The organism is Alteromonas sp. ABV4_150, assembly GCF_056311745.1.
Map to the genome: position 1 here is coordinate 4,274,443 of NZ_CM149971.1, position 23,022 is coordinate 4,297,464.

Annotated in this window: 22 protein-coding genes; 10 read left to right on the forward strand and 12 right to left on the reverse strand. The window is 44.3% G+C overall.

Translation table 11 applies throughout. From position 1 onward, the window contains the following. Window positions 1-23: 23 nt before the first annotated feature. Window positions 24-1,406, reverse strand: a complete 1,383-nt coding sequence (gene cysS, locus ACYX4M_RS18540) for a cysteine--tRNA ligase (RefSeq protein WP_476081244.1) — start codon at window positions 1,404-1,406, stop codon at window positions 24-26. A gap of 185 nt (window positions 1,407-1,591) precedes the next feature. Here cysS and ACYX4M_RS18545 point away from each other — a divergent pair, with 185 nt between their 5' ends. From ACYX4M_RS18545 to gtfA, 6 genes are all read left to right on the forward strand, one after another. Beyond that, window positions 1,592-2,083 carry a peptidylprolyl isomerase gene (locus ACYX4M_RS18545; RefSeq protein ID WP_476081245.1) on the forward strand — a complete coding sequence of 164 codons (492 nt, stop codon included), beginning with the start codon at window positions 1,592-1,594 and terminating at the stop codon, window positions 2,081-2,083. 151 nt (window positions 2,084-2,234) lie between these two features. Next, entirely contained in the window at window positions 2,235-2,963 is a 729-nt protein-coding gene (gene lpxH / locus ACYX4M_RS18550; protein ID WP_476081246.1) for a UDP-2,3-diacylglucosamine diphosphatase, read from the forward strand. Window positions 2,964-3,138: 175 nt separating this feature from the next. Further along, window positions 3,139-3,753, forward strand: coding sequence for an OB-fold-containig protein (locus ACYX4M_RS18555; protein WP_476081247.1), 615 nt, complete (start codon window positions 3,139-3,141; stop codon window positions 3,751-3,753). Between the two features lie 18 nt (window positions 3,754-3,771). Continuing rightward, the gene (locus ACYX4M_RS18560; protein WP_476081248.1) at window positions 3,772-5,541 is read left to right on the forward strand and encodes a flotillin family protein; all 1,770 of its coding nucleotides are present in this window, start codon (window positions 3,772-3,774) and stop codon (window positions 5,539-5,541) included. 203 nt (window positions 5,542-5,744) lie between these two features. After that, on the forward strand, window positions 5,745-5,924 hold the full coding sequence (locus ACYX4M_RS18565) for an oxidoreductase-like domain-containing protein (protein ID WP_476081249.1): 180 nt from the start codon (window positions 5,745-5,747) through the stop codon (window positions 5,922-5,924). A gap of 385 nt (window positions 5,925-6,309) precedes the next feature. Then, the gene (gene gtfA, locus ACYX4M_RS18570) at window positions 6,310-7,806 is read left to right on the forward strand and encodes a sucrose phosphorylase (protein ID WP_476081250.1); all 1,497 of its coding nucleotides are present in this window, start codon (window positions 6,310-6,312) and stop codon (window positions 7,804-7,806) included. A 133-nt stretch (window positions 7,807-7,939) separates the two neighbouring features. Here the strand turns inward: gtfA and ACYX4M_RS18575 are convergent, their stop codons facing one another. Further along, complete coding sequence (locus ACYX4M_RS18575; protein WP_334059456.1) at window positions 7,940-8,362, reverse strand: winged helix-turn-helix transcriptional regulator; 423 nt, start codon at window positions 8,360-8,362, stop codon at window positions 7,940-7,942. 198 nt (window positions 8,363-8,560) lie between these two features. Between ACYX4M_RS18575 and ACYX4M_RS18580 the strand changes: the two genes are divergently transcribed. After that, on the forward strand, window positions 8,561-9,550 hold the full coding sequence (locus tag ACYX4M_RS18580) for a YhdH/YhfP family quinone oxidoreductase (protein ID WP_476081251.1): 990 nt from the start codon (window positions 8,561-8,563) through the stop codon (window positions 9,548-9,550). A 120-nt stretch (window positions 9,551-9,670) separates the two neighbouring features. Here the strand turns inward: ACYX4M_RS18580 and ACYX4M_RS18585 are convergent, their stop codons facing one another. Further along, window positions 9,671-10,684 carry a zinc-binding alcohol dehydrogenase family protein gene (locus tag ACYX4M_RS18585; RefSeq protein WP_476082907.1) on the reverse strand — a complete coding sequence of 338 codons (1,014 nt, stop codon included), beginning with the start codon at window positions 10,682-10,684 and terminating at the stop codon, window positions 9,671-9,673. A 99-nt stretch (window positions 10,685-10,783) separates the two neighbouring features. On the opposite strand from ACYX4M_RS18585, the gene ACYX4M_RS18590 reads away from it, so the two are divergent. Next, window positions 10,784-11,704 carry a LysR family transcriptional regulator gene (locus ACYX4M_RS18590; RefSeq protein ID WP_476081252.1) on the forward strand — a complete coding sequence of 307 codons (921 nt, stop codon included), beginning with the start codon at window positions 10,784-10,786 and terminating at the stop codon, window positions 11,702-11,704. On the opposite strand, the gene ACYX4M_RS18595 is transcribed toward ACYX4M_RS18590, so the two are convergent. Together ACYX4M_RS18595 and ACYX4M_RS18600 are read right to left on the reverse strand one after the other, a co-directional pair. After that, the gene (locus ACYX4M_RS18595) at window positions 11,705-13,222 is read right to left on the reverse strand and encodes a S10 family peptidase (protein WP_476082908.1); all 1,518 of its coding nucleotides are present in this window, start codon (window positions 13,220-13,222) and stop codon (window positions 11,705-11,707) included. Window positions 13,223-13,531: 309 nt separating this feature from the next. Next, a complete protein-coding gene (locus tag ACYX4M_RS18600; RefSeq protein ID WP_476081253.1) occupies window positions 13,532-14,128 on the reverse strand; it encodes an acyl carrier protein phosphodiesterase in 597 nt (198 codons plus the stop codon). A gap of 196 nt (window positions 14,129-14,324) precedes the next feature. On the opposite strand from ACYX4M_RS18600, the gene miaE reads away from it, so the two are divergent. Both miaE and ACYX4M_RS18610 read left to right on the forward strand, forming a co-directional pair. Next, a complete protein-coding gene (gene miaE, locus ACYX4M_RS18605; protein ID WP_476081254.1) occupies window positions 14,325-15,107 on the forward strand; it encodes a tRNA isopentenyl-2-thiomethyl-A-37 hydroxylase MiaE in 783 nt (260 codons plus the stop codon). Between the two features lie 220 nt (window positions 15,108-15,327). Next, window positions 15,328-15,927: a Yip1 family protein gene (locus tag ACYX4M_RS18610; RefSeq protein ID WP_105929391.1), complete on the forward strand. Its 600-nt coding sequence runs from the start codon at window positions 15,328-15,330 to the stop codon at window positions 15,925-15,927. 84 nt (window positions 15,928-16,011) lie between these two features. Here ACYX4M_RS18610 and purF read toward each other — a convergent pair whose 3' ends face one another. The 7 genes from purF to truA form a co-directional block, all read right to left on the reverse strand. Beyond that, window positions 16,012-17,535: an amidophosphoribosyltransferase gene (purF, locus tag ACYX4M_RS18615; RefSeq protein WP_476081255.1), complete on the reverse strand. Its 1,524-nt coding sequence runs from the start codon at window positions 17,533-17,535 to the stop codon at window positions 16,012-16,014. A gap of 14 nt (window positions 17,536-17,549) precedes the next feature. After that, window positions 17,550-18,038: a CvpA family protein gene (locus ACYX4M_RS18620; protein WP_334059451.1), complete on the reverse strand. Its 489-nt coding sequence runs from the start codon at window positions 18,036-18,038 to the stop codon at window positions 17,550-17,552. Between the two features lie 159 nt (window positions 18,039-18,197). Then, window positions 18,198-18,821 (reverse strand): SPOR domain-containing protein, encoded by a 624-nt coding sequence (locus ACYX4M_RS18625; RefSeq protein WP_476081256.1) that lies wholly within the window; start codon window positions 18,819-18,821, stop codon window positions 18,198-18,200. Window positions 18,822-18,866: 45 nt separating this feature from the next. Then, complete coding sequence (gene folC, locus ACYX4M_RS18630) at window positions 18,867-20,198, reverse strand: bifunctional tetrahydrofolate synthase/dihydrofolate synthase (protein WP_476081257.1); 1,332 nt, start codon at window positions 20,196-20,198, stop codon at window positions 18,867-18,869. After that, window positions 20,198-21,043 carry an acetyl-CoA carboxylase, carboxyltransferase subunit beta gene (gene accD, locus ACYX4M_RS18635; protein WP_476081258.1) on the reverse strand — a complete coding sequence of 282 codons (846 nt, stop codon included), beginning with the start codon at window positions 21,041-21,043 and terminating at the stop codon, window positions 20,198-20,200. The genes folC and accD overlap by 1 nt, the downstream gene beginning before the upstream one ends. A gap of 280 nt (window positions 21,044-21,323) precedes the next feature. Further along, complete coding sequence (locus tag ACYX4M_RS18640) at window positions 21,324-22,136, reverse strand: substrate-binding periplasmic protein (protein WP_476081259.1); 813 nt, start codon at window positions 22,134-22,136, stop codon at window positions 21,324-21,326. 27 nt (window positions 22,137-22,163) lie between these two features. After that, window positions 22,164-22,958, reverse strand: coding sequence for a tRNA pseudouridine(38-40) synthase TruA (truA, locus tag ACYX4M_RS18645; protein WP_476081260.1), 795 nt, complete (start codon window positions 22,956-22,958; stop codon window positions 22,164-22,166). Window positions 22,959-23,022 lie beyond the last annotated feature (64 nt).

A 23,022-nucleotide genomic window follows, 5' to 3' on the forward strand; every position in this document is an offset into this window, starting at 1 on the left:
TGTCAAATAGTACAGGCAGCTAATTAGGCTTTTCGCCAAGTCGTACCGCTTGGGCCATCTTCCAGCACTACGCCTTTTGCATTTAGTGCATCACGTGCAGCGTCTGCTGCCGCCCAGTCTTTCGAAGCACGGGCATCGTTACGTTGTTTAATCAAGGCTTCAATTTCAGCCGCTTCGTCGTCATTGCCTTCACCGCCTTTTAAGAAGGTGTCTGGGTCACTTTGAAGCATACCCAAAATTGCGCCCATTCCTTTTAGAACCGCTGCCAGTTTACCTGCTTCTTCAGCATTGTCTTTCTGACGGTTAAGCTCACGCGCCACGTCGAACAACACCGAGAAGGCTTCAGGTACGTTTAAGTCGTCATTCATTGCTGCTTCGAAACGCGCTAAATAACCACCGTAGCTAATATCAGTACTTGCATCTACTTCAACACCACGAAGCGCAGTATACAAACGCTCCAGGGCCGCTTTTGCTTGGGTAATGTTGTCTTGAGAGTAGCTTAACTGGCTACGATAGTGTGCCGACATCAAGAAGAAACGCAAAGTTTCCGAGTCGTGTTCTTTAAGTACATCGCGCAACGTAAAGAAGTTGCCTAACGACTTAGACATCTTTTCATCATTAACTTGAACCATACCCGCGTGCATCCACACATTTACGTAAGGCGTATCGTATGCGCAGCACGACTGGGCTACTTCATTTTCATGGTGCGGGAAGGTTAAGTCTGAACCACCGCCATGAATATCAAAGTGCGCACCAAGGTGCTTGTGGTTCATAGCAGAACACTCAATGTGCCAGCCCGGACGGCCTTCGCCCCATGGTGACTGCCAAGCTGGCTCACCAGGCTTGGTGGTCTTCCACAATACAAAATCTAGCGGGTCGTCTTTACCTGCAGCCACTTCAACCCGGGCACCGGCTTTAAGCTGCTCTAGGTCTTGCTTGCTTAGCTTGCCGTAGTCTTCATACTTGCTTACATCAAATAGCACATCGCCGCTTTTAGCTTGATAGGCGTAGCCTTTGTCCATAAGACGTTGGATAATTTCAATGATCTCGTCCATATGCCCACTTACTGTTGGCTCTACGTCTGGCTCTAGTAAGTTAATCGCCGCAAAATCTTCGTGCATCATAGCGATAGTACGCGCAGTTAGTGCTTCAAAGCTTTCGCCATTTTCAGTGGCGCGAGCGATTATCTTATCGTCGATATCTGTGATGTTACGCACGTATTTCACATCAAAGCCAAGGTGACGCAAGTAACGTACTAAAACATCGAAACTCAGGTAAGTGCGGGCGTGCCCCATATGACTTAGGTCATAAACAGTAATACCACACACATACAAACCCACTTTCCCTTCTTCAAGCGGCACAAACTTCGCTTTTTCACGGGTTCGGGTATTGTAAAGATGTAGCATGTCTATATTTCCTGTTTATCATAATTTGGGGGCGCAAAGTTTATCACTGTCACGATTTAAATGGTACAAGCCTTTTTGCAGCGACATTGCTTTAATCTGCAATAGTCATTGCTTTGCGCTATCGATTGGTTTTGCGCTAAAATGCCCACACTTTATATTTACGCTAACACACAGGACAAACCACAATGGTTACGTTAAAAACAAATTTTGGTGACATCACCCTAGAGCTTTTTGAAGACAAAGCACCTAAAACAGTAGCTAACTTTCTTTCTTACGTAGAAGACGGCTTTTTCGACAACACTATCTTTCACCGTGTAATTAACAACTTTATGGTTCAAGGTGGCGGTTTTACACCTGATATGGAACAGAAAGATACTAAAGCGCCTATTGAAAACGAAGCCGACAACGGTGTTGCAAATGAAGTAGGTACCATCGCTATGGCGCGTACTCAAGACCCACACTCAGCTACAGCGCAGTTTTTCATTAACGTGAACAACAACGACTTCCTTAACCACTCTAGCAAGTCTGTAAACGGCTGGGGCTACTGTGCTTTCGGTAAAGTTGTTGAAGGTATGGACGTGGTAGAGAAGATCAAAGCGGTTAAAACAGGTAACAACGGCTATCACCAAGATGTACCTGTTGAGCCCGTTATCATCGAAAAAGCAGTTGTAGCCTAAGTCACTGCTTAGACAACTATTAAACCACCTGACTAAGTGTTAGTTTGACTGGCATGCTGTTCAAAGCCATGCCAGTCAAAACAAGCCTTTAGTTAAAATGAAAGCCGCGTGGTCGTTAACGCGGCTTTTTAGACCACACTTAAGAAGATTTATGTCGTTCACCTACTTCATTGCTGATTTACATCTAAGTGCAGACCGTCCAGATATCACAGAGTGTTTGATACGCTTTTTAAAAGAAGACGCGATCAACGCTGACGCACTTTATGTTCTTGGTGATTTATTTGAAGTGTGGATTGGCGATGATAACGTCACCCCGTTTAATACTGCTATAGCGACAGCCTTTAAAGAGGTAAGTCAGCACTGCCCTATTTACTTTATTCACGGTAATCGCGATTTCGCTATACGAGAAAAGTGGCTTTCAAAAGCAGGCATGACACTGTTAAACGAACAAGAGGTCATAGATCTATACGGTACACCCACCCTGCTGACCCATGGTGACGAATTATGTACTCGCGATGTTGCCTATCAGAAGTTTCGCAAGAAATCTCGTGGTTGGTGGTGGCCTCGTTTAATGCTTGCCCTGCCTTTATGGTATCGCCAACGTGTTGCCGACAACGGCCGCGCGGAAAGTAAGGCCAAACAACAAAACCTTAAACCAGACATCATGGATGTTACCCCCGAAGAAGTGGTAAAAGTGATGGAAAAATGGGGCGTGCAGCGCATGATCCATGGTCATACTCACAGACCAAACATCCACAGCCTTGAAGCTAATGGTAAACCTGCCACACGGATTGTACTGGGTGATTGGTACGATCAAGGTAGCGTTTTAAAGGTTTCAGAAAACGACGTGATATTGCAGCAACATAACTTTAGTAAATAGCAGTCTTTCGAACGAATCAACACTTCCTCTTTTTTTAAGCCATCTAGATAATACTGGCGCTTTGCCGATCATCATTCCTTACAAACTAGTCTAAAGTACATGCGTTACACGCTGGCTTAATTTTTGTTCTGTGGTATAAAGAATAAAAGCAAGTTAGTCATCATGGACGGTGTAAATGACAGATGTTCTTCTTTCCCCTGCAAATTTCTGGTTTAGCATTGCGCTCATAGCCGTATTCTTTGTTTTCATATTAGAACTTATAAGTACTATTTTCGGTGCGAGCTTTTTGGGGCTTGGCGACGACTTTGCTGAAGTAGATGGCGAAGGCTTTTTAAGTACATCGTTGGCCAACTGGTTAAATATAAATAAAGTCCCTTTCCTCATATACCTAGTTGTAATGCTTACTTTGTTTGGGCTTGCAGGCCTATTGCTAAACGGCTTAACAGCCAGCATATTTAATATTACTTTGCCTGCGGCTATCTCTGTTCCTCTCGCCTTCGGTGTTGGGCTGTTTGTTACAGCCAAAACCGTAAAAATTATCGCCAGTGTATTACCAAGCGTTGAGTCCAGTGCAGTCAATAGCGAAGATTTTATCGGGTCCGTGGCGGAAATCACGATTGGTAAAGCAAGCCGTGGTAATCCGGCAGAAGCTAAATTTACCGACCATTATTCTCAGCCTCATTTTGTGTTAGTTGAACCATTCGAAGATGAAGAATTGTTCGCACAGGGAGAGCGCGTCATTTTAGTTCAGAAAAATCAACACAGCTGGTTAGCAACCCGCTACCTATAACCTAAAAGAGATAAAAGTATGGATACAATTCAACCATCTAGCTTGCCGTCAATACTCTTCATTGCCGGTGCTATTGTTGTAGGGCTTATCGTTATCGGTCTTATTTTTGCCAAACTCTACACCCGTGCAACGAAAGAAACTGCGTTCGTAAGAACCGGTTTAGGCGGCGAGAAAGTCATTAAGGACGGTGGCGCTTTGGTTCTGCCAGTTGTTCACGAAATTATTCCGGTGAACATGAACACCCTCCGCATTGAAGTAGAGAAGATTCAAAAAGACGCGCTTATTACCAAAGATCGTATGCGTGTGGACGTAAAAGCCGACTTTTATTTGCGCGTAGCACCGAATGCCAACGGCATTTCAATGGCCGCGCAAACGCTAGGTACTCGCACCACCCGCGCTGAAGAAGTCAAAAAATTAATGGAGTCGAAGTTTGTTGACGTACTACGTGCCGTAGCTGCTGAAATGAGCATGACGGAAATGCACGAACAGCGCGCTGATTTTGTACAAAAAGTTCAGCAAAGTGTAGCTAACGACCTTGAGAAGAACGGTTTAGAACTTGAATCGGTAAGCTTAACTGGGTTCGACCAAACAGACCTGCAGTTCTTCAATGAAAACAATGCATTTGATGCTGAAGGTCGCGCTCGATTGACTAAAATCATTGAAGAAAAGCGCAAAGAAACGAACGACATTCAGCAGGAAAACCGTATTTTCATTGAGCAGCGCAACCTAGCTGCCGAGAAACAATCGTTGGACGTAAAACGCGATGAAGAAGAAGCTCGCTTAGCGCAAGAGCAGGTGCTTGCTTTTAAACGCCAAGAGCAAAAAGCTGAAATTGCTAAGCAACGAGAAATGAAAGAACGTGAAGAGCGCGAGGCAGAAATTGCTAAAAACCGCGCTATCGAAGCGGCAGAAATCGAGAAATCTCGTGAGATAGAGACCCAGGAAATTGCTAAGCGCCAAGCGCTAGAACAAGCGCGCATTCGCCAGCAGCAAGAAGTTGAGGTTTCAGAGCAAGTGAAACAAATTGCTGTTGCTACCAAGTCGGAAGAAGAGTCTGCTGCACGTGCTAAAGCTGCGGAAGCTGAAAAGCAAAAAGTAGAAAAAGAAGAAGCAGTACTTACCGCTAAATCAGTAGCAGAAGCTGAGCGTAAGAAGCAAATTGAAGTTATCGATGCTCGCAAAGAGGCGGAGCGTGAAGCTGTAGGTATAACCGTTGAGGCACAGGCTAAGAAAGAAGCGGCTGAAAACTCTGCTGCCGCAATTCTTACGGAAGCCAAAGCTGCAGCCGACGCTAAAATGCTGCAAGCCGACGCAGACGAGAAAGTGCTTGCCGTTGAAGCGCAAGGTAAACAAGCCCTTTACGAGGCAGAGAATACACTCAAGACCGAACAAATTGAGCTACAAAAAGCCCTTGCGATGCTGAAGATATTACCCGAACTTGTTGAGCAAGCAGTTAAGCCTCTTGAAAATATTGAAGGTATTAAAATTCTTCAGGGGTACGGTCAAGGTAGCGGTGCAAAAGGTGAGCATACCGTCGCAACCTCAGGTAATGGTCTTGCAGAACAAGTTACGCAGGCAGCACTAAATTATCGAGCTAACGCCCCACTGGTAGATTCTATGCTGCGTGAGGTAGGTTTAGTCGATGCCGACAAAGGCTCGTTAGCAGACTTGGTTACCGGCAACAGCGATATACTGGCTAAAGCAGGCGCAGTTAAGCCTAAGCCTGTTATGGCTGCATCAGAAAACCTAAATGGCCATGCAGCTCAGGACGGCCAACCTATTGAATAACGCTTACCAGAAAAAATCTGTAAAATAGCGCACTATAATGCACTAAGCCCTGTTATTTAACAGGGCTTTTTGTTTTCAGGCGTTTTTGCGAGTACCATCATGCTTTAGTGTTGCAACGTACAGCACTTGCATGTGACGTTAGAAATAATGAATACTCATAGCACACAAGATATTTTTGACGAAAAAGGGCAAGCGTAGTTTTTATGAAGTCGTTACCAGAAGAGCCGGAAAAACCATTGAGAGACGACTGTTGTGGCGGCGGCTCCTGCTGCCCATGTATTTGGGACGTCTACTATGAAAAGCTTGCTAAGTGGAAAGAAGCAAAGCGAGAGTTTGAACAGCTAAACAACAAAGAAAAAGTGAGCGTTAAGACGGAAGACTAACTTTCGATAAAAGATCTAAACTGCTGTATACCTAAGCAACACAAGCTGAATCATTTCATTTCGAATCTTCCATCAGTATGTTGAATTTTCGCAAAAAGCGCGTTAACAAAGCAACAGGAAAGGCTCTTACCAGGTCTCATTTTTGAAACTTCTCATTTACAAACCGCTCAGGTATTGCTATTTTATCTTAATCGATTAAGCCCATCTTTTATTGCGTTCTCAAATAAATCGAGTAAGACCACGGTAAAAGATTAAGAATTAAGCTAAACCTGTTATATGGTCAACTGTGGACCTCTTAGACTGGTAGTGCTTAATTTGTAGTAATGTGTGCTCGCGAAACGAACAGCAGTACGAGCCAGCGCATGCTGAATTTTGGAGAATTATCATGTCTATACGCAATGGCGTTCAACTAATTACCTATGCAGACCGATTGGGCGATGGCAACATCAAGAGCCTGACAAGCATACTTGAAGGTCCATTGAATGACCTGTTTACCGGTGTTCATATTCTTCCTTTCTACTATCCTTATGATGGTGAAGACGCGGGCTTCGACCCTATTGATCACACATCAGTTGATGAGCGTTTAGGCGATTGGAATAGCGTTAAAAAGCTTGGTGAGTCTGTAGATATCATGGCCGATCTTATCGTTAACCATATGTCTGGACAAAGCGAGGCATTCAAAGACGTACTGAAAAACGGACGCGAGTCTACCTATTGGCCACTATTTTTAACCAAAGAAGATATTTTTAAGGGTAATGACCCAGCGCAGACCGATGAACAAATTGCGCAAGTGTTCCGCCCTCGCCCGACGCCATTTTTCAGTGATTATGAAGTAGGCACAGAGACAGGAAACCCAGAAACGGTACCATTCTGGACCACCTTCACCTCTAACCAAATTGACATTGATGTAGAGTCACAGCTCGGCAAAGACTATCTATCGTCTATTCTTCAGTCGTTTACTGAAAGTAATGTTGACCTTATACGCCTAGACGCAGCAGGCTACGCCATTAAACGAGCGGGCTCGAACTGCTTTATGCTTGAAGAGACCTTTGAATTTATTGAAGCGCTTTCAAATAGAGCACGTAACATGGGCATGCAGTGTTTAGTAGAAATACACAGCCATTACCAAACGCAGATTGATATTGCCGCACGTTGCGACAGTGTCTACGACTTCGCTTTGCCTCCGCTCGTACTGCATACCTTATTCACTAAAAATGCAGATGCACTGGCATACTGGTTATCTATTTCACCACGAAACTGCTTTACAGTGCTTGATACCCACGATGGTATTGGAATTGTTGATGTGGGCGCAAGTGGTGACAAGCCAGGCTTACTTAATGCAGACTCGATCAACGCGCTTGTTGAACAGATACACGTGAACTCTAACGGTGAATCTAAGAAAGCCACAGGCGCCGCAGCGAATAACGTTGATCTTTATCAGGTAAACTGCACCTATTACGACGCATTGGGTAAGGATGACTTTGCCTACTTAGTTGCCCGCGCCATTCAATTCTTTAGCCCGGGTATCCCTCAGGTTTATTACGGTGGATTACTTGCGGCCCATAATGATATGGAGTTACTTGCCAACACCAACGTAGGTCGTGACATTAACCGCCCTTATTTGTCTACCGCGATGGTCGAAGAGGCAGTTAAAAAGCCGGTAGTTAAAGGCTTAATGCAGCTAATAAGGCTTAGAAACGAAAGCGATGCATTCAATGGTACGTTTGACGTAAATTACAGCGAGAATGTTCTAGTACTGTCTTGGAAAAACGGCAAAAATGCAGCGTCACTGAGCGTAGATTTCAACGTAATGGACGCGACTATTAAGACAGTTTCTGATGAAGAAGAAAGCGTATTATCTATTGGTTCATTGCTCGCTTAAATCATACTAAGCGCCAATCTTATGTCGAGTACTGCTGCTACTTCGCTCAGTACTCGCTATTTCTAATCAAGTCGTTGCTTAGCGTTACCACTATTTAAAGATTAAACGAGTTTATATGGCAGCCTGAGTGGCATTACCTGTAGTCATCGTTATAAGCCCTGCCCCAATCACATAGTTGTTGCAGCGTTGGTTCCAACGTACGGCCTAACTCAGTAAGTGAGTACTCTACGCGAGGAGGTACTTCGGCATACACTTTTCTATTAACTAGCCCATCACGCTCTAACTCTCTTAACTGCTGAGTAAGCATTTTTTGAGTAACGCCTTGCAAACGCCGGCGTAACTGACTAAATCGTAGTGTTTTATGGCAGAGATGCCACAAAATTACCCCCTTCCATTTACCACCGATAATCTCAAGCGATACCGCAACGCCACAGATATATTGCTTAGGGTCGTTCGAGCTTTCAATTGAGCATTTTTTTGCATTTGCGGCGTTGCTTTTGCTCTCAGTAACCGTATCGCATGGTTCTACTTCTACACTTTTCAACTTCGTTTCCATATAGCCCTCTTTGCTCAACCAAGCGATTAACACTATTTCATTATCAGCTCGCTTTTTGTGAAAACACGCAACTAAAAGCTCACCACCACTCTCAATAGTATCATTTTGGGTACTACCCTACTAAAAAGTGCATACTTGCGCAAAGTTTATATATTGTCACAATAGGTAGCGTTAATTTTTCGACCAACGGAGACAGGTATGACATCGTTTAAGGCTTTGCTTGTAGAAAAACAGGAAGACAAATCATTCAATCGTGTCATCACAGAGCGCTCACTCGATGATTTGCCTGACGGCACGCTGCTCATCAAGGTAGAATATTCATCACTCAACTATAAAGACGCCTTATCTGCGACAGGTAATCCTGGCGTTAGCAGAAACTTTCCCCATACCCCAGGCATTGATGCAGCAGGCACGGTAGTCTCATGCGATGACGGCCGTTTCAAAGAGGGTGATGAGGTTATCATCACGGGTTATGACCTAGGCATGAATACTCCCGGCGGATTTGGTGAGTACATCCGCATACCCAGTGAATGGGCAGTAGCTAAGCCAGATGGCCTTACATTGAGAGAGTCTATGGTTATTGGCACTGCTGGCTTCACAGCTGGGCTATCGGTACAAGGGTTAGTTGAACATGGCCTAACGCCCGATAAAGGCGATATTTTGGTAACGGGGGCTACAGGTGGCGTGGGCTCTGTGGCAGTTGCACTACTTGCCAAGGCTGGCTTTTGTGTAGTGGCATGTACCGGCAAAAAAGAGCATGAGTCATTCTTAAAAAAGCTCGGCGCAAGCAAGGTGATAACTCGCGATGAACTGTTAGAAAATAAAGAACGTCCAATGCTAAAAGAACAATACGCGGGCGTGGTTGATACTGTAGGCGGCGAATACTTAGCGCAGGCTATTAAGGCCACCCAATATGGTGGTTCGGTAACTTGTTGTGGGTTGACTGCTTCTGCCAGTCTTAACGTAAGTGTATTTCCCTTTATCTTACGCGGCGTGTCTCTGTTAGGTATCGACTCAGTGCAATGCCCTATGCCGCCTAGATTGAGACTTTGGGATAAATTAGCCAGTGAATGGAAACTAGAATGTCTTGACGATCTAACTGAAGAAGTTTCGCTAAATGACATTAGCCCAAAAATAGATGCCATTTTAAAAGGTGAACTGTCGGGAAGAACATTAGTAAAGCTTTAATCTTTTAGCGCGTAAGAACATTTGAAAGTAACACCGAAAAAGGGCTGGATCCAATACCTTACCCCTTTCTCGATACAAACACTCATGGCTCTTGATAAGAGCCATGTTGCTGACATTATCTTAAAATCCTTCTAATACTAACTTACCAATTGCGCGCCCTTCTTCCAGAGTTCTATGCGCTTCTATTAGGTTGGCAGCATTAATTTTACCTAAATGCTTGCCTACCGTAGTCTTAACTTTACCTTCATCGATGAGCGCAGCAACATGATTTAGAAGACGGCTTTGCTCTGCCATATCATCAGTTTTAAACATAGAACGGGTGAACATGAACTCCCAATGCAGCGACAAACTCTTTTGTTTTAGCTTTGCTACATCCAAACTTTCGGGATCATCAATTAATGCAAGCTTACCCTTTGGTTTCATTACTTCTACATAGGTATCAATATATTGGTGTGTGTTGTTCAAACTTGCCACATGCGTCACTTCACCAATGTTCAACGTTTTAATTTGCTCAGCCATAGGTTTACTGTGATCAACCACATAATCAGCCCCTAAATCCTTTACCCATTGTTTAGAGCTTTCTCGCGATGCAGTAGCAATAACCGTTGCCCCCGTTAGCGTTTTGAGAAGCTGAAGCATGATAGAACCCACACCACCTGCTGCGCCTACAACAAGTACTACTTCATCGCTTTTTTCGTCCTGCTGCTTAAGGGCGAGATGGTCAAACAGTAATTCGTAAGCAGTAATTGTTGTAAGCGGAAGCGCTGCTGCGTCACTGTCAGATAAAGACTTAGGCGCTTTGCCGGCAATACGTTCGTCAACAAGTTGAAATTCTGCGTTCGAACCGCCTCGGGTTAGATCGCCGGCGTAGTAAACCCTATCGCCTACCGTAAATTCGGTAACATCAGCGCCAATATCAACGACCTCACCTACTGCATCCCAACCAAGTATTTTAGGTTCGCCACCCTCTGGGTTTACGCGCTGCCGAATTTTGTAATCAACAGGATTAACCGCTATCGCATTAATTTTTACAAGCAAGTCTTTACCTGAAACACTCGGTTTATCAAGGTCTAAATCCATTAGTACATCTGGCTCATCTATATCAAGTGAATGGGTATAACCAATAGCTTTCATCATTCGTTTCTCCTTTGAGTAATGTTTCCATCATACCCTTGATTAAATTTGTATAAACAGCACAATATTAGAAACATTATCAAATGGCTTTTGAAAATCATGTTACTTGATGACTTAAATGTTGTAATAAAAGTTGCCGAATTTAGGAACATTACCGCTGCTGCAACCCACTTAAATATGCGAACCGCAACGGCAAGTGCGGCAGTTAAACGCGTTGAGCAAGCGCTTGGCGCTGAATTGTTCGTTCGCACAACTCGTTCGCTTAGGCTTTCTTCTGCAGGTGAACGTTTTCTTCCAACGTGCGAACAAGCCATGTCGATGCTGACTACCGCCAAACAGAACTTAAAGGGTGATAGCGGCGTTATTGAAGGTGAATTAAGGTTGGGGCTATCTTCAGACCTTGGGCGCAATGTTATCGCTCCTTGGCTTGATGATTTTATGGAAGAGCATGAGAAGATAAGCGTTAAGCTAAATTTAAACGACAGTAATATCGACTTCTATCGCGACCCCATCGATTTAGCTTTGCGCTATGGCTCACCTGACGATGCGAGCGTTTACGGGTTTAAAATATGTGATGTACCACGCTTACTTGTTGCCTCTCCGTCTTACATCAGCACTTATGGTACGCCTAAAAACTTCGACGACCTGCAAGCTCACAACGGCCTTTTTTATCAACTACACGATAAGGTGTATAACGAATGGGAATTCGTACACGACAATAAACCAATAAAAGTAAAAATGCAGGGAAACAGGACAGCCAATGACGGGGAGATGGTTAGAAGATGGGCTGTAGCAGGGAAAGGCGTCGCCGTTAAATCAAGTTTAGATACGTGCGACGACATTATAAATGGTCGGCTTGTGACGATGTTGCCAGACTACAAGGCAAAACCCACACAGCTTTGGCTAATTTGCCCAAGCCGCCAGTCTATTACGCCAGCGGTTAGGCTATTAAGAGATATGTTAAAAGTGCGCTGCGCCGAATGTTTAGCGCAGCTCAAAAAAGCAGGTGTTCACCTCTGACTATCTCTTATACATCGCAGACGCACCTTTGCTCGGTGTGCTTGCGTTAATGAATTCACGTAAGTCTTGGTTAGACTGTTTTAAGTCATCGCGACGCAGGTACATCATGTGTCCGCTGCGATAGCCTTTGAAGCTTAAACGGTCTTTTAGAGTGCCACTTTGATCTAGCTGCCACATGGTATATTTGGCATCGAAGTAGTTCGTTGCACCATCGTAATAACCTGCTTGAATCATTACATTTAAATAGGGATTTTGCGCCATCGCCAATCGCAAATTCTGCCCCGTTTGATTATTACTTCTATCCCACGGATGCACGTTTCCGAACATGTTGTATTTGATATCGGTTTTGTAATTTAACTCTTCACGCAAATAGTAATTAATAGCAGGTGTGAAGGAATGCAGCCATGAGGTGAGTTCTGCCCAATAATCAGGGCGATCGCCACTTTGCTTAGCGTCTATACCCAAATAGCGACTATCTAAACGGCCAAGGGTTTTCCCTTCTTCTCGCAATAAGTCTTTCCAAAAGAATGCGGTGCTTACATCTAGGTTGTTTTGCGCGATAGACACTTCACTTAACCCAGAGTAGCGCGCCATTTGCTTTAGTACATCACGCTTTTCTGTATCACTAATAAAGCCACCTTTAGCAAGTGCCGGAATAAGCTTGTTGATGGTGAAATCTTCTACTTCGGGCAACAATTCAGTTAGGTCTTTATTTTGTAGTTCTGGCTCAAGTTTATTGTGATACCAGGCGGCAGCGGCAAAATAAGGCAGGCGATTGGCGGCCTTTACTGGCCCATTGCGCTCAATGCCAATGTCAGTTGGTGATACTAATACTACGCCATTTAAATACATCCATTGGCGATTTTGAAGCTCTAGTGCTAAGCCCGAAACACGCGTAGTACCGTAACTTTCGCCAATAAGATACTTAGGCGAACGCCAGCGATTATTGCGTGTTACAAAGGTATTCACCCATTCGGCCAAGTAGCTAATATCAGCGTTTACGCCAAAGAACATTTTCTTTTGTTCATCTTGCGACGGCATGCTGCCATCAGCTTTTGGCAGCACACGGCTGTAGCCGGTATTTACTGGGTTAACAAATACAATATCAGCAACGTCTAAAATAGAGTAAGGGTTGGTTTGAACGCCATAGGGCTGAACAGGGTAACCTTCGTCATCAATATTAAGAATACGTGGACCTGTGTATGCCACATGCATCCATACCGACGCTGAGCCCGGACCACCGTTGAAAGAAATGATAAGCGGGCGCTTGGTATTTTCTTTCACATCGGTTCGCTGGTAATACGTATAAAACAAAGTGGCAACCGCTTCGTCTTTACTGTTCCAAACCGGCTGAGTACCTGTCGTTGCGCTGTATTTTACGCGTTTTCCCAAGATTTTGGTTTCATGCTCTGTTACTACACTACTATCAATTTTCACCGCACGAGCGTGCGAGGCCGAGCTTTCATCTTGGGCTAAAGCACTAGCTGTTAAACTGACAAAAGCAATCATGACTGCCATTAGCCACGCTAACGGGCGGTGGTTTGCCTCAGAACTTGCTAGTAAATGGTGAACATGTGATTTGTATTTGGAGTAAACCTGGCTAAATAACCGGGCTCTTGTGTTTCTAGATGGAGGGTAAGTATTTTTCATTTGTTCATCTTTTGTGTGTCGTTAGTTTTTCGTTTTGTATTTGTTAAGCGCAAGCTAACCTGTTTTTCATACAGGCCATTAATGCACCTTAATCTAAGACTATAACGCTGTTAATAAGCGAGCTTAGTAATCAACGATAGAACTACCAATTTCTTCGATACGCGTCTTTTAACGTGGCTATGTATTATTGCTATTTTCTGGACTTTTATCTTTTATATAAGCAATTAGGTCTGGGAAAAACGCTAAAAACCCTTCCTCTATTTCCTTTTGATTGGCACTTATATCGTCTACTGCATTATGAAAAGTGTTCGCAAACCGAATTCGTTTAGCAACGACCGAAATGGCCCTAGCAATGCCTTCTTCTTTGGCATAGTCTTCAAACCAGTCGTGGGTAATCATGTGCCCTACGCTATGCTGCATTGCTCTTGGCATAATGGGCAACCTCTGTTCTAACAAGGAAAAGCTTTGTTCTCGAAATTCGTCAAAGCTATGCGACGTGAACGTCGACCAATGTTTTATCAGCAAGTGGTCGAAGTAGATATCCAGAGCCACGGGCGCAAATCGCCTTCGACTTTTATCGAACAGCGATTTTGCAGCCACGACGTTCTTATGGCTATCTGTGAACTTGTCCACTTCGTAATGATTTTTAAGACCCAGCTGCACAGCTTTTCCATATGTGTTTATATCAACGCCACGCCTAAAATCGCCAAGTAAGTTGCCAAAATGAGAATCGGCAGTGGGGCGTGCCAGAAAAAGGTGAGCAAGGTAGTTCATTTTGTAATTTAGAGTCCTCGATTTTAAGTTGTAACGACTTATGGGTATCAAGTAAAATCAGCGCTCAGTTCAGAAGCATCGAATTTGGATAGCATCAGTCTAAGACGCGCACAACTGCCTTGTCGACATTGAAGTTAAACGTATGACAAATTCAAATGTAACTGAAAAATCGTAGCACTTAAAACCGAGTTTCAACATGTCTGTAATATCTTCTTCTGAAGTCACGTCTTTGCTTTTACCCGTCAATGATTTTTTACATTGCGAGACGCCACAGTCGTGGATAGATGAAGCGCAGAAAGAAGAAAATCTCCGCATTATTCTCACCGATCACTTAATTTGTGAGCTTAAAGCAGCCCAGTCGGCCATGTACCTACTTCGTCGCTATGTGGCTAATGAGGAAACCAGCAAAGTTTTGCTAGGCTGGTTGAAGCCTTACGAAAACTTTACTTATCGCCATGAAGGCGATTGGCAATCGCTCAATACTAAGCATCTGTCCAAGAATGTATTTAACACTAAAGGGCTAGACCCCTTTAAAAAAGACATGCTAGATAAGATGGTGATGCTGATTAAAGAAGAGCTTCATCATTTTTACCAAGTGCTAGAAATTATGCACGAGTTAGGCTTTGAATATAAATCGGTGACATCAAGCCGCTATGCGAATGGACTGCTACGTCACGTTCGCACTTACGAGCCTGAAAAGCTGGTTGATAAGCTTATTTGTGGCGCTTATATTGAAGCCCGCTCATGCGAGCGTTTTGCTAAACTCGCCCCTTATGTTTCCGAAAATCTTGGCAAATTTTATGTATCTTTGCTACGTTCAGAAGCCAGACATTTTGAAGATTACCTTACTCTTGCCGAGCAAATCGCTAAATCCGATATATCAGAGCGCATCGCCCACTTCGGAAGCGTCGAAAAATCACTTATTGAAAGTGACGACGAGGAACTGCGTTTTCATTCTGGCGCCCCTCAATTTAACTGATACTTAGAGCCGCCTATAAATTAAGCAATTTATATTGACGGCTTTGCCTTTCTGCTGCACACTCAGCTTGTAAACATATTGTTAATGGCAGTGTTTGACGCTTTGCGTCGTGTTCGTGTTCGTGTTCGTGTTATCTGATTTTACGGTTTGTCCGTGTGTTTACCCTGCCTCACAACAATATTCTTTAAAATAATAACGTTGGTGAATAAGGCAGGACTTTATGATTTTGAATCATCTAATTGGAATTTACACCCACCCAAGAGAAGAATGGCAAACCATTGATACCAAGCACGAAACCTATTTTTACGCGCTTACACACATTGCTTTTATTGCACTTATCCCCTCCCTTGTAGCCTATTATTCTAGTGCGCATACAGGGTGGAGTATTGGTGCTGGAGACATAATACGACTAAGCGAGAATACCGCCATTATGATGGGTATCGGCATGTACTTTGGCTTAATTGCCGGTGTTGTAGCGCTGGCAGTGTTAATTCATGAGTTGGCAAAAGCGTTCGATGCAACGCCAACGTATACACAGTCACTAGAACTTGCGGCTTACACTGCAACACCGCTGTTCATGGTCGGCTTTGCCGGTCTTTACCCTGAACTATGGGTAGTGATGACGGCGCTGCTAGTGGGTATTAGCTACTCGGTTTATCTACTTTATTCCGGCGTACCTATTTTGATGCATATGCCAGAAGACAAAGGCTTCATTTACTCAAGTTCGGTAGTAACGTGCGGGCTGGTTTTACTGGTTATTCTAATGACAGGTTCGGTATTAGTGTGGGGGTTAACTGGCGGGCCAGTGTTCGTGCACTAACGCCCTAGCTCAACACAAAATAGGATAATGAAAAGCCGCTTTAAAAGCGGCTTTTTCGTTCACTATCAACTTATTTCAAAAGTGCTAATCAGCGGCATCAATGTTATGTACATCAAGATTACTCAGTTCAGCTTGCACCACAGGTGCTTTTCTTGCTGCCTCACCCCGTGACATATCAATGCGCTCAAGATACTCTTGATTAATATCGGCAGTGATATAATTACCGTCGAATACTGATGTTTCAAAACGCTGAATCGTATCATTCTCTTCGCGCACGGCTTCAACCAAGTCTGAAATGTCCTGGAAGATAAGGCCATCAGCTTGAATAAGCTCTGCAATTTGGTCAATTTCACGCCCGTATGCAATCAACTCATTAGCTGATGGCATATCAATACCATATACATTGGGGAAGCGAATTTCCGGTGCCGCCGACGCAAAGTACACTTTTTTAGCGCCAGACTCTCGGGCCATTTCAATGATCTGACCCGACGTTGTACCGCGCACAATAGAATCGTCAACAAGTAATACACTCTTGCCTCTAAATTCAGAAGAGATGGCGTTTAGTTTACGACGCACTGACTTTTTACGCATGGTTTGGCCAGGCATGATAAAGGTTCTGCCAATATAGCGATTTTTAACAAATCCCTGACGATAAGGTAGTTCAAGTGTATTAGCGATTTGCAGCGCTACATCCATCGACGTTTCAGGGATAGGGATCACCACGTCGATATCAAGGTCTGCCCATTCGCGCTTAATTTTTTCACCTAGCTTACGGCCCATGTTTACGCGAGACGCATAAACAGAGATACCGTCGATAAAGCTATCTGGGCGAGCAAAATAAACGAACTCGAAAATACAGGGTGATGTGACAGGGTTCTCTGCACACTGTCTTGTATGCAGCTGGCCTTCTTCGGTAATAAATACCGCTTCACCAGGCATAACATCGCGAACAAACTGGAAGCCAACAGCATCAAGTGCAACGCTTTCAGACGCTACCATCCACTCTTCACCCAGCTCGCTCATGCGCTTACCCAGTGCAAGCGGTCGAATGCCGTGGGGATCTCGAAACGCTACAATACCTTGGCCGATGATGGCCGCAACGACTGCGTAGGCACCACGAATTTTCTTATGAACTTTCGTTACCACTTCAAAAATGTGTTCGGCGCTTACGCTTAAACCCGCTACCTGCTGCAGTTCGTGAGCAAGAATATTAAGTAATAATTCTGAATCTGAGGTGGTGTTGATGTGGCGGCGTGCAATGCGGAACACTTCTTCCTGTAGCTCATGGGCGTTGGTAAGGTTGCCGTTATGAGCAAAGGCAATACCAAACGGCGAGTTCACATAAAACGGTTGCGCCTCTGCAGAGCTTGATGTACCCGCGGTAGGATAGCGAACATGGCCAATACCCATGTTGCCGGACAGCCTCTTCATATGACGCGTATGGAAAACATCTCGAACCAAGCCATTCGCTTTGCGCAAATTAAACATATTTTGGTCGATAGTCATAATTCCTGCAGCATCCTGCCCACGGTGCTGAATAACCGTTAGACCGTCGTACAGTGACTGAGCTACGGGTGTTTTACCAACTATTCCGACTATACCACACATGTGCGTTACCTATTTCAAGCGGGATTTAAGAAACTGGAGGAGTCTTTCACATAACTGAAAAACCACTCAATGATGACACCAAACTCTGGTATGAGTACCGATGCTTGCCACCAATTAGAGGAGGCTGCACCAGTAAAGGTGTCCATAAAAAAGAGCAATGCGCTAACAATAAGCACGCCACGCAGTGCACCGAAAACTATACCTAGGACTCTATCGGTACCAGACAACCCCGTTGCCTGTACCAGCTGACTAATAACATAATTGATCATGCCGCCCAGAATGAGCGTTGTCACAAACAGCGCAGCAATTGCAGCGCCATTTTTCAAATAAGGATCATCAATGGCTGTGAAGTAAATGGCGAGGTCAGCATAGAAATTACTTGAAATAAAGAGTGCAGCAAACCAAACCACTAACGAGATGGCTTCTTTAACAAACCCTCTAATAAGGCTTATTAAGGTAGATACCGCAATGATACCCAGTATGGAAAAGTCTACCCAGTTCATCGTCTCTTTATTGCGTTGATGTTGCTTTTTATGGTGAAGCAACGAGCCTTTGGCGAGATGGCGCGCATTCTAACAGAAGATAGAAATATTACTAGTCTGTAATGCAATCCCTATCACTCCCCTGTCAGTAAACGTTGTTCAAAATGCAATGAATACACTTTACTCAACTTTGAACGTGGTGACTTTACCTTTAAGTTTCGTTAGCTCTTTTAAATGTGGTAGCGCCGATTCCAGTTTTTTCTTATCTAAATCAGGGCCAACAAAGACTTTGTTGAGCGGGCCGGAGCTAGTTTGAATTTTGCGACTAAACGCGCGATATCCTGCCTTTTCAAGCTTTGCCAGCAATGCCTTTACGTTTTTTTCATGACGAAAGCTGCCAAGCTGAATAACCCAGCCTGAATCGTCATCTGCAGAGGCACTTTTCGTTTCAACAACCGTTTGGCTCGCTAACTTGTCCTCTTCTTCAAAGGCTTTTGGCACTGGCGCTTTAGCGGCTGTAGCTTCGTCAGTATTCTCGCTGTTACCTGTACTTGAAGCAACCAGCTCTTCATCTAACGCTGTTTCATCCTCAATTTCGACAGCAGGAACCGCAGCTTTCGCTACCCGCTCTGATGGAAAAGATTCAGGCTCTACGATGGGCTTTTTAGGCGGGTTTGCAGGAACAGAGACAAAAGGCTCTCTGTTCGTTTGCTTTTTGCCATCAAGAAAGTCTGGTAAAAAGATAACCGCTAGGGCGACAACAATAATTGTCCCCACCAGTCTATTCTTTAATGCCGATGTCACTGTGCTCTCCTGCTTGAATACACGGTTTTACCTACAATGCGCGCGTTAGTTTTGCTCAGCAAGCACGTCTGCAACGGTAACAAAAGAACCAAAAACGAGAATAAGTTCACCAGTTTGATAATCTGCAAGCGCACGTTGATATGCTGAAGTCACGTCTTGAAACGTATCTATATTCTCTATGGTTGTGCCGGCATTAACAAGTGCATTTTCAAGTACTTCTGCATTGCAACCCCGCGGTCCACTTGTTGAAGCTAAGTACCACTTGGCGTTAAGACCGGAAAGTGGTGCCAAGGTTTCAGCAATAGACTTATCTTTAAGCATACCCACAACAACGCGCATTTGGCTAACATCGTAACGGTTTAGCCATTCTTGCATGGCAGAAGTAGCTTGTGGATTGTGAGCAACATCTACGACAACAAGAGGCGATTCACTAATAGTTTGTTGGCGACCCGGCATAGTGGTATTTTCGATAATGTCCCTAACCACACTTTCTTCGGGCAGCAAATCTAGTAGCTCCAGCGCGGCCAACGCTGTACTCGCATTTTGAAGTGGAATTTTAGGGTAAGGTAGCGACGCGTAGCTGTTACTCTTTCCTTTCCAGCTCCACTCGCTGTAATCACCTGCTACGACTGTGACGAAGTCCTGTGTAGCCCAACGTACATTAGCTTGTAGTTCGTTTGCCACATCGTAAAGCGATGATGGAGGAAACAGCTCACCAACCACTGCATTGCCGTTTTTGCGCATAATGCCCGCTTTTTCCCGAGCAATTTTTTCGCGGGTATTACCAAGCCAATCTTGATGGTCAAGATCGATAGTTGTAATAACAGCAAGGTTCGGGTCAATAATATTGGTGGCATCTAGACGACCGCCTAAGCCAACTTCAAGAATAACTACATCGACCGCCCATGACTGCATCATTTTCATTGCAGCCAGTGTACCGAACTCAAAGTAAGTCAGGGTAATGGGTTCGCCACCCGTGCTCTTTCGCGCGCTTTCAACAAACTCAAAAGCATCGACGAATTCACTGGCAGGCGGTAATTCGCCGTTATAACGCACTCGTTCACGGTAATCAGTCAAATGAGGCGAGCTGTATACCGCAACACTTTTGCCTTGCGATAACATGGCTTGTTCAAGCAAGCGGCAAGTTGTGCCTTTCCCATTTGTCCCTGCGACGGTAATAACCAGCGACTGACTGAGCGATAATGCCATGGCGTTAGCCACTTCTTTCACTCTGTCTAGCCCCATATCGATGGCGCTAGGATGAATAGATTCTAGGTAGGATAACCACTGACTCAGGCTTTTTTGCGAAGCAGAAGGCACGGGGGCGCCTCCTGTATTTGGCACTGAGCCAGGTTTTAAATTGTTTTCGTTATTCACTAATTCTTATAATGCAACTTAACCAACAGGCTGTGTAATCTATCACGCATATCTCTGCGGTCAATGATCATGTCAATTGCGCCTTTCTCAACAAGGAATTCACTGCGCTGGAAACCTTCCGGCAGTTTTTCTCTTACTGTCTGCTCTATTACGCGAGGGCCCGCGAAGCCGATAAGCGCCTTTGGCTCGGCCACGTTAACATCGCCAAGCATTGCCAAACTCGCAGATACACCACCCATTGTAGGGTCGGTAAGCACACTAATATAAGGCAAACCTTTTTTGCTCATCTTAGCAAGCGCAGCCGACGTCTTAGCCATTTGCATTAGTGACATAAGCGCTTCTTGCATACGCGCACCACCACTTGCACTGAAGCAAATAAGCGGCATATCATGTTCTAAACATGCATTAACGGCGGCAACAAAACGTGCACCTACGACTGACGCCATTGAGCCGCCCATAAACGCAAATTCAAAACATGCAACGACTACAGGCATACCTTTTAGCTTGCCCTGCATTACCACTAGCGCATCTTTTTCGTTAGTCGACTTTTGTGCAGCAACAATACGGTCTTTGTAGCGTTTAGAATCTTTAAACTTAAGTACGTCTTGCGGTTCGTGTTCTGCACCTAACTCAACGCGATCGCCATCGTCTAAGAACGCATCAATGCGACGGCGTGCAGTAATACGCATATGATGGTCGCACTTAGGGCAAACTTCCTGAAGTTTTTCCAGCTCGCTCTTATACAGAACAGCTTGGCAAGAACCACACTTTGTCCAGATACCTTCTGGCACATTACCTTTGGTTGATGTTTGCGTGCGAGGAAGAATTTTTTGAATCCAGCTCATGGAAATTGAATCCTTTGTTTTTGTTTGCCGACCATGACGATTAATGTTTGTTCATACTTGAGGTCAACAACACATTAAATTTTTAAGTTTCATACTGTATTACAAAGAAAAAATGCGTAACACAACAGAACAGCTACCTAATATAGCGCGCTATTAGACCACAATACAACGAAATGGAAAAAACAAAACTGGTCTTAGAAGTTGGCAATCGACACAAGTAGTGCTTACCGCTGTTAGCTTTTGCTAAATTATCACTGGCGAGATTTATAGCATGCTGGTTTCACCGAGCACCGTGACATTTAACTTTTGGGAAATGGTTAACACCTGAGTGACGTTCTAGCGATTTTTGCCTTTGTCCGCTTTCGACAAAATGCGTCAGTGCAGTATCTATTTTATTTTTAAGGGAGTTTAAATCAGAACGAATAACAAACACTAAACGAGCCCGACTAACGATGTTAGGTGATTGATAAAATTCTGAAGAACAAAACACCTTATTAAACATAACAGCACGCGCGTTGTGTTCATTCATTATCGCAAAGTCACAACGCCCTTTCGACATCATCATAGTCATTGTAAATTGACTGCTTGAGTCAACCCTCTGAATATTGTTTTCTTTTCTCTCAAAAAACTGCTGTAAAATGGGGTAAGTAAAGCCGTACCTAGTACAAATACTAGAGGATAAGTTTGCCTCGGGTACAAACGGCCCTTCGAAACTTGAAGCTGAATAGATATAGCTGTCGTGCTTTATCAGCTCTTCACTAAACAAAAAGTCGTTCGGTTTACTTATCCAACTTTCAGAAGATAAAAACAAATCTATTGATGACGACTTTAATAAATCTTCGCTTCTAGCACGATTCGAGTCTAAATAAACGATACGAAAGTGTCTTGATAGTTCATCCGAGTTAAAAAAGTCTACAACTATGCCTTCATAGCGTTTTGAGTTCTCATCATAATATAAATAAGGGGCAGAGCCTGGTGTGTTAACCGCGAAACGTACACTGGGAGTTTTAGCTTTTATATCGGCACCGCACTCTAATGCCGTTAAACACAGTAACAAACCCAAAATTTGTGGTAAAAATTGAAACCTGGTCACACTGCTTCCTTGTATATATCGACAATGCTATGTGCAATCTGGCAAAAACAGTGGCCCCATAGGCCCTTTAGGCAGGTTATGTTCTTCAGGGTAAGTTACGTCTACCAAGTACAGACCATTTGGCTTCGCTGTGGCTGCCGATTTGCTCCTGTCTTTTAAGCTTAACAGGTGAGCAATCCAATTTACATCTTGCTCTCCTGCCCCAATTTCAACAAGCGCGCCAGTGATATTGCGAACCATGTGATGCAAGAACGCATTGGCACGAATATCAATAATCACATAGCGGCCTTGGCGATACACACTTACATCGGTCACGTTTCGAAACGGGGTTTTACTTTGGCACAACGCTGCGCGAAACGAAGTAAAGTCCTGTTCACCCAATAGCGCTTGGGCGGCAAGGTGCATTTTCTTCTCGTCTAATTCACGATGAATGTGGGTAACGCCCGAGTTCAAAATTGCTGGGCGCATTTTTGCATTATGGATAACGTAGCGATAGCGGCGGTGGGTAGCTGAAAAACGCGCATGAAAATCATCACTTACGTTCTTCGCCCAAGTAACAGCAACAGAATTTGGAAGATTAGCGTTAACCCCAAGCGTCCATGCGCGTTCTGACCGTGGAGCGTCACAACTGAAGTGAACCACTTGTCCAGTCGCGTGCACACCAGCGTCGGTGCGTCCTGCGCATTGCACTTCAATAGGTTGGTTGGCTACTGTCGAAAGTGCCTTTTCAAGATGCTCTTGAACACTTGGTACCTCCCGTTGGCGTTGCCAACCGTAAACAGCGGCACCGTCGTATTCAATCCCTAAGGCAATTCGCCCCATATCTATATTACCCTGTTTCTGAAAAGCCGCTAAGTGTAGTCATGTCACTTGCAACATGCAATGC

What these genes read in the sequence shown, in the direction of transcription:
- ACYX4M_RS18595 (WP_476082908.1), bottom strand. Translation starts at nt 13,222, where the DNA reads ATGGCAGTCATGATTGCTTTTGTCAGTTTAACAGCTAGTGCTTTAGCC.
- accD (WP_476081258.1), bottom strand. Translation starts at nt 21,043, where the DNA reads ATGAGCTGGATTCAAAAAATTCTTCCTCGCACGCAAACATCAACCAAA.
- ACYX4M_RS18555 (WP_476081247.1), top strand. Translation starts at nt 3,139, where the DNA reads ATGACAGATGTTCTTCTTTCCCCTGCAAATTTCTGGTTTAGCATTGCG.
- ACYX4M_RS18565 (WP_476081249.1), top strand. Translation starts at nt 5,745, where the DNA reads ATGAAGTCGTTACCAGAAGAGCCGGAAAAACCATTGAGAGACGACTGT.
- cysS (WP_476081244.1), bottom strand. Translation starts at nt 1,406, where the DNA reads ATGCTACATCTTTACAATACCCGAACCCGTGAAAAAGCGAAGTTTGTG.
- truA (WP_476081260.1), bottom strand. Translation starts at nt 22,958, where the DNA reads ATGGGGCGAATTGCCTTAGGGATTGAATACGACGGTGCCGCTGTTTAC.
- ACYX4M_RS18575 (WP_334059456.1), bottom strand. Translation starts at nt 8,362, where the DNA reads ATGGAAACGAAGTTGAAAAGTGTAGAAGTAGAACCATGCGATACGGTT.
- ACYX4M_RS18620 (WP_334059451.1), bottom strand. Translation starts at nt 18,038, where the DNA reads ATGAACTGGGTAGACTTTTCCATACTGGGTATCATTGCGGTATCTACC.
- ACYX4M_RS18545 (WP_476081245.1), top strand. Translation starts at nt 1,592, where the DNA reads ATGGTTACGTTAAAAACAAATTTTGGTGACATCACCCTAGAGCTTTTT.
- miaE (WP_476081254.1), top strand. Translation starts at nt 14,325, where the DNA reads ATGTCTGTAATATCTTCTTCTGAAGTCACGTCTTTGCTTTTACCCGTC.
- gtfA (WP_476081250.1), top strand. Translation starts at nt 6,310, where the DNA reads ATGTCTATACGCAATGGCGTTCAACTAATTACCTATGCAGACCGATTG.
- ACYX4M_RS18590 (WP_476081252.1), top strand. Translation starts at nt 10,784, where the DNA reads ATGTTACTTGATGACTTAAATGTTGTAATAAAAGTTGCCGAATTTAGG.
- ACYX4M_RS18580 (WP_476081251.1), top strand. Translation starts at nt 8,561, where the DNA reads ATGACATCGTTTAAGGCTTTGCTTGTAGAAAAACAGGAAGACAAATCA.
- ACYX4M_RS18610 (WP_105929391.1), top strand. Translation starts at nt 15,328, where the DNA reads ATGATTTTGAATCATCTAATTGGAATTTACACCCACCCAAGAGAAGAA.
- ACYX4M_RS18585 (WP_476082907.1), bottom strand. Translation starts at nt 10,684, where the DNA reads ATGAAAGCTATTGGTTATACCCATTCACTTGATATAGATGAGCCAGAT.
- ACYX4M_RS18600 (WP_476081253.1), bottom strand. Translation starts at nt 14,128, where the DNA reads ATGAACTACCTTGCTCACCTTTTTCTGGCACGCCCCACTGCCGATTCT.
- ACYX4M_RS18560 (WP_476081248.1), top strand. Translation starts at nt 3,772, where the DNA reads ATGGATACAATTCAACCATCTAGCTTGCCGTCAATACTCTTCATTGCC.
- lpxH (WP_476081246.1), top strand. Translation starts at nt 2,235, where the DNA reads ATGTCGTTCACCTACTTCATTGCTGATTTACATCTAAGTGCAGACCGT.
- purF (WP_476081255.1), bottom strand. Translation starts at nt 17,535, where the DNA reads ATGTGTGGTATAGTCGGAATAGTTGGTAAAACACCCGTAGCTCAGTCA.